A 13329-nucleotide genomic window follows, 5' to 3' on the forward strand; every position below is an offset into this window, starting at 1 on the left:
CTGCGTCGCAGAGCATGATGCGGCGCAACATATATGGGAGTACAATTCTGGTGGTTTTACGATGTTATCGCTGTTGCAGCGGTGCTCGTATGTGTGTTTCTGACCGTAAAGAGAGGTCTGATGAAAGCGGCCATATCCCTTGTGGGATATGTGCTTGCAGTTGTTATAGCACTATCAGCAAGTTCATCGGTGGCAAATTCATTCTATGAGGGTTCGGTCAGAACGAACAATATCAAAAAACTTGACTATAATATATCAAATGGTGATTTTTACGGCGACCTCGCCACCTATCTCAACAATCTCGGATACGACGTTTATGTCGATCAGTTCAGACTTGAGGCAATAGGCGGGTCAGATGAGGATATCGACAATCAGATCTACACTTACCTGAATAATATCAATAACAGAGTGGTCGCTCCCGAGGGCATATTCATGGAGAAGCTCCATGAGGGCTATGCTGCGGTAATAAGCGACCTGATAAAAAAACAGCTAAGTGAGTATTCTGCTGAATATGCAGCAGAACAGATAAGAAATAAGCCAACAGCTATTTACAAGTATATGAAGCTTGTAAAGGATCCTGATTATAAAACACCTGCTGCTGAGCTTCTCGTTGATACATACCTTGAAAAGCCTTACAAGACACAGGTCAGACTTGTCTGCCTGATATTCCTGCTTGTGGTTTTCATTGTTATCACGATATTTGTTGAAACGATCGCAAACAGAAGAGATCATATCGAAGCGAGCCTTGTTACCAATGTGATAAGCGGACTTATCGGAATCGCAAAGGGAGCCGTTGTAGTATTCCTTATTGCAGTAATGGTACGTCTGTATGTTGTTCTCGGAAGCAACAAGATGCTTTTCTTCAACCATGAGGCAATCGACAATTCTTACATCTTCAAGTACGTTTACAGCTTCGTAGCGGATATGTAACGCTCCTGAATGATGATACCTTGCGTTCCCCCGTGTTATGCGGGGGAGCGATATATAAACTAACCGACAGGAGGAACTGCCTGATGATAATGTGCAGTAAATGCAAAAAGAGACCAGCGGTGGTATTTATCACCTCTGTTCAGGGCAACGAAAAGAAAAACGAGGGACTCTGCCTTTCATGTGCGAGAGCGCAGAATATCCCGCAGATCAAGGAATATATGGATAAGCTCGGTATAACCGACGAAGAGATCGACCAGCTCTCTGACCAGATGATGGGTATGCTCGACGGCGACAGCTTTGAAATGGGCGGCTCGGGAGTATTGCCTGACTTCATCACAAATATGTTCGGCGGAAACGAAAGCAATGAAAGCGATGACAGCAAGGGCGACTTCGACCCGAGAAGTATCTTCAGCAGCCGCAGCAGCTCGTCAGATGAAAGCTCTACCGACAACAAGGAGAAAAAAGGCGGTCTTTTCGGACGCAATAAGGATAAGAAGGCAAAGGAGCTCAAATTCCTCGGAAGCTACTGCACAAATCTTTCACAGAAAGCAGCAGACGGAAAGATCGACAATATAATCGGCAGAGATAATGAGATCGCAAGAGTAATACAGATACTCTCAAGACGTACAAAGAATAATCCATGTCTTATCGGTGAGCCCGGTGTCGGCAAGACCGCTATCGCTGAGGGTATAGCTCTGCGTATAAACTCGGGAGATGTACCGTTCAATCTTGCTGACAAGAAGATATACCTCCTTGACCTCACTGCACTGGTTGCGGGTACTCAGTTCCGCGGACAGTTCGAGAGCCGTGTAAAGGGTCTCGTTGATGAGGTTAAGAAAGAGGGAAATATCATACTCTTTATTGATGAGGTGCATAACCTCGTTGGCGCAGGCGATTCGGAGGGCTCCATGAATGCCGCTAATATCTTGAAGCCTGCCCTTTCAAGAGGCGAGGTACAGGTGATAGGTGCAACGACCTTCGGCGAGTACCGCAAGTATATCGAAAAGGACTCCGCTCTGGAGCGCCGTTTCCAGCCTGTTACTGTAAATGAGCCTACTATCGAGGATACAGTTGATGTCCTTGTCGGCATAAAGAAATACTATGAGGCATTCCATAAGGTGCATATCTCCGATTATCTGGTAAGAGCCTGTGCTGTTCTCTCAGAGAGATACATTTCAGACCGTTTCCTGCCCGATAAGGCTATCGACCTTCTTGACGAGAGCTGCGCCTATGCTTCCATACGTTCCCCCGAAATAGGCGAGTACGAGAAGCTCAAAAAGGAAATAAAAGTACTTGAAGATATGGAGAAGTCCATCTCCGAGCAGGAGGAGATCGACTATAAGGCTCTTGCCGAGGTCAAGGGCAAGCTCATACACATACGTGAAAATGAGCCTGCATTGAAGGAAAAGGCTGAGAGCGTAGAGGTTCAGGAGTCAGACGTTACAAAGGTTATCGAGCGCTGGACGGGTATACCTGCAAGCAAGATAGCAGAGAATGAGTTCCTGAAGATAGCAAGACTTGAGGAATCGCTCAAGAAGCGTGTTATCGGTCAGGACGAGGCTGTGGGCGTGCTCACTAAGGCTATCAAGCGTACAAGAGTACAGCTCAGTAAGCGCCGCAGACCTGCTTCGTTCATATTCGTAGGCCCTACAGGTGTGGGTAAGACGGAGTTGGTAAAGGTGCTCTCCGAGGAGCTTTTCGACTCGCCTGATCCGCTCATAAGACTTGATATGACAGAGTATATGGAAAAGCACTCTGTTGCACGTATGATAGGTTCGCCTCCGGGATATGTAGGCTACGAGGAAGCAGGACAGCTCACTGAAAAGGTTCGCCGCAAGCCTTACTCGGTAATACTCTTCGACGAGATCGAAAAGGCTCACCCTGATGTTATGAATATTCTCATGCAGATACTCGACGAGGGTAAGGTGGACGACGCTCAGGGCAGAACAGTAAACTTTGAGAATACCATAATCTGTATGACATCTAACGCAGGTTCTACCGATAAGAGCATCGGTGTCGGCTTCAACCGTACCGCTGAGGAGATAACAAAGGATAAGGCTATGAAGGGCCTGAGAGACTTCCTGCGCCCTGAATTCATCAGCCGTATCGACGAGATAGTTGTATTCAAGGAGCTCAGCAAGGAGGACTACGCTAAGATAGCTGCCCTTAACCTTGACGAGATGAAGGAACCTCTCGGCGAGAAGAATATCACCCTTGATTATACAAAGGCTGCTCTGGAGCTTATTGCCGAGAAGTCATTCGGCAAGCCCTACGGCGCAAGAGATATCCGCCGTGTTATCCGTCAGGAGATCGAGGATAAGGTAGCTGATATCATCATCGAGAAGGCTTCCGAAATAAATAATATCAAGATATCTGCAAGAAGCGGCGAGCTCGTCGTGGAGGGCAGAAAGGAGAATACCGAAGATGAAGCGTAAGTTCGCAGCAGCTGTTGCAGCAATGCTTATAGCAGCTGTTGGCACTACAGGCTGCCTTGATTCAGGAAAAGTCAAAAAGAGTGAGCCTCAGCCTACTACTGCTGCTTCTGTTGAGCCTGTGACTAACGAGGACGGCGATGAGATATCCGAGAGCATGGAGCTTATGCGCATAAAGTTTCAGGACGTTCCTGATATAGATGACGGTCCTGTTATAAAAATAAGCGATACCGAGGCAAAACCAGGCGGTACTGCGGAAGTTACGGTATCTGTGACAGGTGCGGACAAAAAGTGGAATATGTGCGGTATCCATATCACATATCCCGATGTTCTGGAATGCAGGCTCCTTGATGAAGATGAGCTTACAGCTGATTATGAGCTGGGCGATGCTTCGGCTAAAAACTCGGGGTTTGTGGCTATGGACTGGCAGAAAAACCTTGCCGACGAGCTTGTAAGACAGAAAAAGCGCTCGCTGTTCTTTACTACGCTGTTCAAGGAAAACGAGGGCAGGGACGGCGATATAGCTACTTTCTTCTTTAAAGTTCCTGACGACGCTCAGCCCGGTACTGTTTATAAGCTTGGGTATTTCTATATGGAATCGGATATGTTCCGCAACTATGAGAACGATATGTCGTTTGAAAAGTATGCCTTCGAGCACCTGAAAAACGGCAGCATAACTGTAAGATAAAACTATTATATGGGAGCTGCGGCGGTAAGAGCTGTAGCTCCATATATTTCGGCAGAATAATTGAAAGGACGTTACATAATGAATAAAAAAGAAACAGCAGAGATAAAAAAGAATTTTTCCGACAAGAGCGGATTTTTCATAATGGAGAGAGTTCTTACAGCGTTCATCGACGCTGAAAAGAACCTCCGCTACCACCATGTGAACTCATGTCTCACCATGCCCGTCGAGGAGCATGATGTGTACGACGAGACCTTGAAGAAGGTGCTCAATACCAATGTGGGCAAGGCTTTTATCGAGTATGAGTTCCCGAACGAGGCTTACGACGAGGGACAGCCCCAGAATATTCTCTATACGCTTCTCACTTCCGAGCTTAAAGACGACTTGGTATGTGAGGAGTTCCTCAACCATATCGCAAATAATATCGCCTATACAGGCCCTTTTGCAGTTATCACATCTTACTGCACCTATACTATCCGCAAAAAGGACAAGAATGACGAGTTCGCAGACGGTGAGGACGAGATATACCGCTATATCCTGACGGCTATCTGTCCTGTGAATACGAGCAAGGACGGTTTCGTGTTCGACAGCTTCAACAACGAGATAACAAAGAAGCTGAATACAGAGCTTATCATCAGCAAAGCTCCGTCGGACGGCTTCCTGTATCCTGTTTTCAGTAACAGAAGCTCCGATATCAATCACGTTATGTACTACACAAAGAACGTGAAAGACCCTAACGTATCGGTGGTTGAGAACGTCCTCGGCTGCACCTTCGTTATGTCTGCCGAGAGCGAGAAAAGCAGCTTTCAGAGCATACTCAAGAACGTTATGGGCGACGACCTCGATTATATGCTCATCAAGACCGTGAACGAGAAGATACAGGAGGTCGTTGATGACAACAAGGACGATACCGATAAGGTGGTCATCGACAATGCAAAGCTGAAGGATATCCTCGTGGACGTGGGACTTCCCGAGGAGCGCGTGAATATGGTCGAGCCTGTCTATGAGAAGGTCTGCGGAACCGCTCCCCTTACAGCTGCTAATCTTGTGGAAACAAAGACAGTGCTCACTTCTCCCGGTATTACTGTCAATATCAAACCCTCAGCTGCTGATAAAGTCCGTACCAGCGTAGTTGACGGCAGAAGATGTCTCCTTATAGATATCGACGACCCTACTATTGAGATAAACGGACTGCCTGTTACTTTATAATGAGAGAAGCCTCTGCATAGGCAGGGTGCTCATATAGAAATTTTACACGAAATTATCGGGGGAAACCTTTCTGATGAAAGGTTTCCCCCCCTCAATATCTCACGTAAAAACTTCTGTATAAGCTCCTTGCATACGCAGGGGCTAATTTATTTGGCTGTGCCAATAATAGCTGCTGACGTTACATTTGTCATTTAGGAGAGGACGTTTGTCATCGGGAAAGTGACAAATGACACCTTATAAATCATGCAAAAACATGATAGAATAAGATCATACCAAACAGGAAAAACGTTCAGGCGCCGAACTTTTTTAATACTATGATCCTACGCCCCAATTATCCATTATTTTATTAAACGGAGGTAGTTATTATGAAAAATGTATCAAAAAAGCTTTTGTGCGCCCTTTCAAGCGCAATACTTCTCTGCGGTGCTTCTGCTATCCCTGCAAGTGCTAAACCGCTTCAGCTCCCTGCTGATGCGTTTTCAGGTAATACTATTGATTTAGGAACAACGGAATATACTCTGAATGAGGATTATTTCGAGATAACAAGGTCTGAAAAAGCAAGGATAGAGGTCAGAACTCCTATGTCTCATGTTGCCGGAAGAAATTTTATCGCCCAATCATATCAGTGGTATCGCAACGGCAGTATCATCAATGGTGCAACATCTTCATTCTACGAGGCATCTGAAGAAGGACGGTATTCCTGCGAGGTAACTGTCAAATCTATCTTAAAAAGCAGTTTTGAGGGTACGTCAAATAATACTGCGGCAAAAAATGCTGATATATGCCAAGAACTTATAGATGCATTAAGGGAAAAAATCAGTTGGGAACTGTAACTGTCTCAGAATCAAATCGTTCATTCTCGCAAGTATGTGAATATAAGCCCAGCGAACAAGAATCCGAACCAACTGTTTATAATACGGAAGAAGCCTATGTAAAGAGAGTGAGCGATCTTAATGTTAGAGTACTGTCAAACAGCGGACCACTCGACGACAATGGCAAATTTGAGCTTAAAGTGTCTGTAAGCGGCGGAAGTGCCCCGTATTCGTACCAGTGGAAAAATTCAAGCGGCAATGTAGTAGGAACAAGTGCGGCAACAACTGTAACTTCGCCCGATCAGTATTATTGCATCGTAACGGACAGCAGGGGACGTGTGAAGACCAGCGGAGTAGTTAACGTAAGACCTGTCAAGGTGCGTATAGATAAGCAGCCGAAGGACGCTGTTATTTGCAGCGCAAAATATGGTGCTGGTCTTTCTGTCGGAGTAAGCGGCGGCAGCTCTCCGTATACGTATACATGGTATTACGGAAGCAAGATCGTTGGCAGGGATTCTGAGATAACTGTATATGACCCAGGTAATTATTATTGCGTCGTAAAAGACAGGTACGGAGATACAGCGACAAGCAGAAAAGCTTACGTTAAGATAAACTACTTCAACATTGATAAGGGGCTGCCAAGCATTTATTATACCTATAATTTGAATTATACTGAATACTTTAAAGTCAGAGTAAGCGGCGGTACAGGAACCTACAGATACGTATGGCAGATAGCAGATAAGGGCAGCGATAACTGGGTCACTATGGATGACGTGACTACAAATGCACCAGCTTATAATTACGACATATACCTGTATTCGACCGATAAAAAGTATCGTTGCAGGATATATTGTGTGGACGATGAGGGTAAATCGGGATATTATAGGACCACAAATGAAATGGAGATCAAAAAGGTAAGTAGAGCCGAACAAAGTTGGTCTTCTTCATCTAGTAGCAGCAGACATTGAGCCCGAGTTACATTTGTCACCGAGGAAATTACATATGTAACCGTGGAAGTGACAAATGACACCTTATAAATCACGAAAATGCATGATATAATAAGACCATACCAAACAGGTCAATGATATTCAGCGCTGAATGATTTGAATAAACCCCAAATTCCCAAAATAACTATACGGAGGTAATATTATGAAAAATGTATCAAAAAAGCTTTTATGTTTACTTTCAAGTGCGATCCTTCTCTGCGGTGCTTCAACTATGACAGCAAGTGCGACACCATTCCCGGGGGACAAGATACCGGGATTTGCAAATATAAAAGTTGCACCTTCATTCCAGCTCAATAAAACCAATGTCGAAATAACATCATCTGAGTCCGTAACTCTCAAAGTTGGAACGTATGTGCAGGCAGGTAAGAAAAATGAAATCAAGTTATTCAAGCAGATCACTGACGAACAAAAGAAAAAGTATGCGTTCCAGTGGTATAGAGATAACACTATTATAAAAGGTGAAACAGAGCCTACTATTGAAGTAACCAAAGCAGGAAAATACTTCTGCCGTTTATATGATTTGGAATTGCTGAAAAAGGCAGGGGAGTTTGAAAGATTCCCTAAGGAGCCATCTAAATTGCGTGATTCTCTTTATTATGATACCGATGTGGCAATTGTAAAGGTGATTTCTGATCTTACCATAAGCAGACAGCCTGCAGGCGGTTTTATCTCTGATCCTCGTACAGGATATATGCTTAGTATCGCTGTAAATGGCGGTAGTGCACCTTATAAATACACATGGTATAGGAACGGTACGGAAGTCGGTACAGGAGAGACATATAACGCTAAGGAGCAGGGAAATTATTACTGCGTGGTAAAGGATAAAAAGGGCAGAACAGTCACCAGCAAAACGGTATATGTCAGTGATTTCAGCCTTGTAAAGGATCTGCCGACACTTGCTAATACCAGAGGAAATATGGAAGATTCTTTCACAGTTGAAGTAAGCGGCGGTACCGGAAAATACAGATATGTATGGGAGTACGCTGATATCGGTCAGAATAACTGGAAACAGTACCACAGTAAAATTTCAAATAAAACTTCACATACAGAGACTTTAATACTGGAGAAATATGCCGGCAAGAAAATACGCTGTACCATATATACTTTAGATGAAAACAACAATTATCTCGGCGCTGTGACCACAAGCGAACTTAACATCACCGAACCGCTGAAGAGCGATGATATTGATTATTATTACGGTGATAACGGAAAGTTATATGTTCGTGAAAAGATAACCGGAGGCTTCGGTAAGTATAGATTCAGAGGCGATGTACAGATCACCAATTGGTACGAAACAGGCACTCTTGAATGGTGGTTCGATGAGGAAACAAGTATCCTGACCTATGATAACCATGGCGGCTCATACAGTGTTCACGTCTGGGACGAGATCGGTAATCATATCCGCATTTGTCCTATAAACTGATAAAAGCATACAGAAAAAGATCCCCCACGGTAAGTGAGGGATCTTTTTTAGTGGTTTTCTTTAATAGCGGTCTTTGCTTTGGCAACGATCGTCCTGTCGTTTTCGTATGACAGAATATTTGCGGCGTAAGAAATGTCTACCCAGCGTATTTCCGCGATCTCGCCTTCCTGAGGAATAAAATCGACGTTTTTTGCCTTTGCGAGAAAGTAAACGACGACCTTGACAGTGTCCTTTTTTGGCGAGTATGTCACTGTTTCTCTGAAAGTGGGGTCAATAATCACGTCAATGGAGGTCTCCTCCATGATCTCACGACGAGCAGTTTCGATCTCAGTCTCGCCCTTTTCAACGTGACCTTTTGGGAATGACCAGTGACCGCTGTTGATATGCTTTATCAGCAGAATTTCCGTATTGCCGTGGTATTTCCTGTAGACAATCGCGCCGCATGATTTCTCATGAAGCATATTTTATCCTTTCTTGTCCGAAAAATCGGGCAGAATAAAAGCAGATCGTCTGTATATCCGTTAATGCAGGCGCTGCTTTTTTATGTTGTTCACAATTATTATAGCATATTTTGTCTATTTTGTCTATACCCGTCTTTGTAAATTTGCAGGAAATTTTGGCATGATAATGTCGTATTTTAGCGCCGCAGACACGCCGTCCCATATGGAATAAACTGCGGACAGTCTGAATATAATTTCGTAAAGCAATCTTCAAGGAGGTCACCGTTATGGACTTAAAACTTAACAGAGCGACTGTTCCTGCTAACGAGGTCATCTTCGATGGTGTACAGGAACAGTCCATAGAACTTGATTACATTCTTCCTGATTACTGTCCCGATATCTTTCGCCTTATCCGCTGTGAGACCGTTCCCGTTGTCACGGACTGGAGCGTCAGCGGCGACAGGCTCACCTATGAGCTGAGATGCGATGTACGTATACTCTACTGCGGCGAGGAGGGTACGGCTGTCCAGTCGGTTGAGCAGCGCAGGAATTTCACCAAAACCGTAGAGCTGAAGAAAAATGTGGAGTCTCCTGTGGTAAGGCTCATACCCAAGGCAGACCATGTGAACTGCCGTGCTGTGAACAAGAGGCGGCTTGATCTGCGCGGAGCTGTATCCGTTAAGGTGTCCGTAACGGGACAGCAGGATCAGGAAGTGATATCAGATGCATTCGGCATGAATATACAGTTGAAGAAAGCTCCTGTAAAATTCGCGGCACAGCGGCTGTCTGCGGACAAGAACGTGCATATCGAGGAAGACATCGAGCTGAATGCTTCACAGCCCGATATCACGGGTATCCTCAATTGCAGGTGCAGGGCTTCTTCCTGCGAGATGAAGCTTATCTCAGGAAAGCTTCTTGCAAAAGGCGAGGCAGATGTGGAGCTGCTGTATGCAGGCGAAGGTGCGGTTGAGCCTGTGAGGTTTTCCCTGAGCTACAGCCAGATAATCGACGTGGACGGTCTCGACGAGAGCTTTGAGTGCAATGTGCTTCCCGAGGTTGTGAGCTGCGATGTTACGGCAGTGGCTGATAAAGACGGCAGCAGCCGCATTATACGCTGCGAGACTGAGCTGAGACTGTGCTGCCGAGCCGTTAAGACAGCCTCGGCTATGATAGCGGAGGACGCTTTTTCAACAGTGTACCCGTGCAATGTTGAAATGTCCGACATCAAGGCTGAACAGATACCTGCAATATACGACGAAAGCTTCAGATACAGCGCAAAACTTGCCGAAGGTGAAAGCGTTCCCCAGACTATATACGCTATGTGGAGCGAGCCGAAAAATATCAATGCGCGTATAGGCGATGACGGAAGATCGGTGATCCTGAGCGGTATGCTATCCTATTCTATGGCAGCTAAGGACAATTCAGGCATGATAATGATGCCTGACCGCGACGAGGCGTTTGAGGAAACTATAGCTCTCCCCGATGACATAAGCGGCTCAGCTGTTTCAGCTGACGTGAGCGTCCGCGAAACTGCATATGATATCTCCGCAGAAGGCGTACTTACGGCAAGATCAGACATCGCAGCGAAGCTTTCCGTGTACAGTTCGGATTCAATAAAAGCTGTAACGAACATTACTGTTGATGAAACTGTTAAAAAAGCGCGCGACGGTGATTACGCCATAAAGCTTTACTTCGGAATTGAGAACGAAAATATCTGGGATATCGCCAAGCGCTACAGCACCAGCGTGTCTGCTATCATGGAGGAAAACGAGCTCAGCGGAGAACGTCTTGAAAGCGGCGGTATGCTGCTGATACCCATAGTATCGTGAAGTAATGCTGTAGGGGCGGTGTCTGCATCGTCCCGCAAAACGTTGATAATCATGGACTGATGCCTGCATCAGCCCCTATAAATACAGATTAAGGAGCAAAACATGGCAAAAGATATATACAGCGATATCGCTCAGCGCACGGGCGGCGATATCTACATAGGAGTGGTCGGCCCTGTGCGCACGGGAAAGTCCACATTCATAAAAAGATTCATGGAGTCGCTTGTCATACCCAATATTACCAGCGAGTTCAAGCGCGAACGGGCTCTCGACGAGCTGCCGCAGTCCGCAGCAGGCAAGACTATCATGACTACCGAGCCTAAGTTTATCCCCGAAGAAGCTGTGCAGATAGACCTCGGCGACGGTGCGGCGTTCAACGTAAGGCTGATAGACTGCGTGGGATATATCGTTCCCAGCTCTATGGGCTATATCGAGAACGAGCAGCCGCGTATGGTCATGACTTCGTGGTTCGATGAGGAGATACCGTTTAATATGGCGGCGGAAATAGGTACGCAGAAGGTCATAACCGATCACTCCACGATAGGACTGGTCGTAACCACAGACGGCTCTGTTACGGATATTCCCCGTGAGGAGTACGAGGAGTGTGAGGAGCGCGTTATCCGTGAGCTGAAAGAGCTTGGCAAGCCGTTCGTGGTCATACTGAATACTGTTGACCCTAATTCCTCAGAGGTAAGAGCTCTTGCGGAGAAGCTGACCGACCGCTATGATGCAAAGGTCATACCTGTGAACTGTCTTGACCTCTCAGAGAAAGATATCCGCGGCATCATGCGTGAGATCCTCTTTTCGTTCCCGATAAAGGAGATAAATATCCGCACAGCCCGCTGGATAAATACTCTCGGAAAGGGACACTGGCTGAAAACGGAGATACTGGACTGCATACGCAATGCTGCAAAGGATATCCGCCTTGTACGTGAGGTGGAGCAGGCTGCGGCAGCAATGGGGGAGTGTCCTAATGTTATCAAGGCAGAGGTGAGCAGTATCGACCTCGGAAAAGGCGCGGTCACTATCACGGTGGAGCTTGACAACAGCCTTTTCTATAAGATACTCGGCGAGACTACAGGTATCGAGATAGAGAGCGAAAGCGACCTTATGCCGCTTTTATCGGAGCTCAACGATATTCGCCGAAAGTACAAGCGCATCGAGCCGGCTCTTGCGGAGGTCGAGGCGACAGGTTACGGTATCGTTATGCCTGAGCTGGAGGAGATGTCTCTCGAAGAGCCGAAAATTATCCGTCAGGGCGGCAAATACGGCGTGAAGCTCACTGCTTCCGCACCGTCGATACATCTGATGAAAGCCAATATCAACACCACTGTCAGTCCTATTGTGGGGACTGAGCGGCAATCCGAGGAGCTTGTGATGTACCTGCTTGACGGCTTTGACGACGACCCGAAGAAGATATGGGAGAGCAATATTTTCGGCAAGTCGCTGCACGAGCTGGTCAACGAGGGACTGCACAGCAAGCTGTTCAAGATGCCTGTTGACGCGCGAATGAAGCTTCAGGAGACATTGGAGCGCGTGATAAACGAAGGCTGTTCGGGACTTATCTGCTTCATACTATGAAAAAAGGCAGCGTGACGCTGCACCCTTGCCCCGTTGCCGTTCGTAAACTCACTTACTATCATCAAAAACGATAATTGTACATCGCTTACAGCACAAAAAAGGAGTACCGTGAGGAACTCCTTTTTTCAGCCGTTAGCCGTTAGCCTTTAGCCATGTAGGGGCGGCGTTCCGCCGCCCGCTTGTAAATATAAACTTTGTAGGGGCGAATTTTATTCGCCCATTTATTCTTTACATTTAAACTTCCCAAACATCGTAATCAATCAAATTATTATATTGTCGTTTTAAAATTGCAATTGCCTCACTTTCAGAATGAAGATTTGTAAATAAACCTGTTCGAGTTGTTGTTCCGCCACCTGGTATGCTTAAAATTACTTGATAACGATAATTATGGTTCATAAAAATCCTCCTTTATATTATTGTTTCTCCCATCTTGGTGAATGGGGCATATCTGGTTTTCCTGACGGGTGACAATTGCATTTGCCAGGGACAAAAGGTGTTTGATTTGGCATATGTCCACATTCGGTATATGCTATTTTTCCTTGTTTACCACACCACTGGCATATTGATTTACATAATTGTTCCATTTTAAAGTTCCTTTCTTCTTTCAATTTCTTCTTGTTCACGTGCTATTCTCTCGTCATATGAGTTGCGTTCTGAATATAATTGTTTCATTTTGTTTGCATATTCTGGAGAATCTTCCTTATAACTTGTTTCTTTTTTGAAATCATTCATTTGATCCTTGATTTGCCACTCTCCTGCTAAGCCTTGAATTTTAGAGTAATTTTCTTTAAAGCCATAATAATCGGCTTCACTTATGGATCCATTTTTGTATCTTTTAGTTGTTTCCTTCATAGCGTTGTCCATAAACTTTCCTGCTACGGCTTTGGCTTTGTCTGGATTTTCAAGTGCTTTCTTTCCAAGAAATCCTGCACCTGCTAATAATAATAGCTCGGTTAACATAAAGAACACCTCCTGCGTGTTGTA

General features: G+C 45.5%; 12 protein-coding genes. 9 read left to right on the top strand and 3 right to left on the bottom strand.

Annotated elements, in window-relative coordinates; translation table 11 throughout:
• The first annotated feature begins 33 nt into the window (after positions 1 to 33).
• From K6G33_RS07210 to K6G33_RS07240, 7 genes are all read left to right on the top strand, one after another.
• Positions 34 to 930, top strand: a complete 897-nt coding sequence (locus K6G33_RS07210) for a hypothetical protein (RefSeq protein WP_296777792.1) — start codon at positions 34 to 36, stop codon at positions 928 to 930.
• Positions 931 to 1013: 83 nt separating this feature from the next.
• A complete protein-coding gene (locus tag K6G33_RS07215; RefSeq protein WP_296777794.1) occupies positions 1014 to 3365 on the top strand; it encodes an ATP-dependent Clp protease ATP-binding subunit in 2352 nt (783 codons plus the stop codon).
• Positions 3355 to 4050 carry a cohesin domain-containing protein gene (locus tag K6G33_RS07220; RefSeq protein WP_296777795.1) on the top strand — a complete coding sequence of 232 codons (696 nt, stop codon included), beginning with the start codon at positions 3355 to 3357 and terminating at the stop codon, positions 4048 to 4050. Before K6G33_RS07215 ends, K6G33_RS07220 begins: the two co-directional genes overlap by 11 nt.
• A 78-nt stretch (positions 4051 to 4128) precedes the next feature.
• Entirely contained in the window at positions 4129 to 5256 is a 1128-nt protein-coding gene (locus K6G33_RS07225) for a DUF4317 domain-containing protein (RefSeq protein WP_296777798.1), read from the top strand.
• A 365-nt stretch (positions 5257 to 5621) separates the two neighbouring features.
• Entirely contained in the window at positions 5622 to 6089 is a 468-nt protein-coding gene (locus tag K6G33_RS07230; protein WP_296777800.1) for an immunoglobulin domain-containing protein, read from the top strand.
• The gene (locus tag K6G33_RS07235) at positions 6077 to 7036 is read left to right on the top strand and encodes a SprB repeat-containing protein (RefSeq protein WP_296777802.1); all 960 of its coding nucleotides are present in this window, start codon (positions 6077 to 6079) and stop codon (positions 7034 to 7036) included. The genes K6G33_RS07230 and K6G33_RS07235 overlap by 13 nt, the downstream gene beginning before the upstream one ends.
• A gap of 181 nt (positions 7037 to 7217) precedes the next feature.
• On the top strand, positions 7218 to 8498 hold the full coding sequence (locus K6G33_RS07240) for a hypothetical protein (RefSeq protein WP_296777803.1): 1281 nt from the start codon (positions 7218 to 7220) through the stop codon (positions 8496 to 8498).
• Positions 8499 to 8545: 47 nt separating this feature from the next.
• On the opposite strand, the gene K6G33_RS07245 is transcribed toward K6G33_RS07240, so the two are convergent.
• Positions 8546 to 8959 (bottom strand): NUDIX domain-containing protein, encoded by a 414-nt coding sequence (locus K6G33_RS07245; RefSeq protein ID WP_173449797.1) that lies wholly within the window; start codon positions 8957 to 8959, stop codon positions 8546 to 8548.
• A 266-nt stretch (positions 8960 to 9225) separates the two neighbouring features.
• Between K6G33_RS07245 and K6G33_RS07250 the strand changes: the two genes are divergently transcribed.
• Together K6G33_RS07250 and spoIVA are read left to right on the top strand one after the other, a co-directional pair.
• Positions 9226 to 10767 carry an SPOCS domain-containing protein gene (locus tag K6G33_RS07250; protein ID WP_296777806.1) on the top strand — a complete coding sequence of 514 codons (1542 nt, stop codon included), beginning with the start codon at positions 9226 to 9228 and terminating at the stop codon, positions 10765 to 10767.
• A gap of 102 nt (positions 10768 to 10869) precedes the next feature.
• Positions 10870 to 12345 (top strand): stage IV sporulation protein A, encoded by a 1476-nt coding sequence (gene spoIVA, locus K6G33_RS07255; protein ID WP_296777809.1) that lies wholly within the window; start codon positions 10870 to 10872, stop codon positions 12343 to 12345.
• 234 nt (positions 12346 to 12579) lie between these two features.
• On the opposite strand, the gene K6G33_RS07260 is transcribed toward spoIVA, so the two are convergent.
• Positions 12580 to 12741, bottom strand: coding sequence for a hypothetical protein (locus tag K6G33_RS07260; protein ID WP_296777811.1), 162 nt, complete (start codon positions 12739 to 12741; stop codon positions 12580 to 12582).
• A 189-nt stretch (positions 12742 to 12930) separates the two neighbouring features.
• Positions 12931 to 13305, bottom strand: a complete 375-nt coding sequence (locus tag K6G33_RS07265; protein WP_296777813.1) for a hypothetical protein — start codon at positions 13303 to 13305, stop codon at positions 12931 to 12933.
• Positions 13306 to 13329 lie beyond the last annotated feature (24 nt).

The sequence above is a fragment of the Ruminococcus sp. genome (genome assembly GCF_024691275.1).
Classification (GTDB): domain Bacteria; phylum Bacillota; class Clostridia; order Oscillospirales; family Ruminococcaceae; genus Ruminococcus.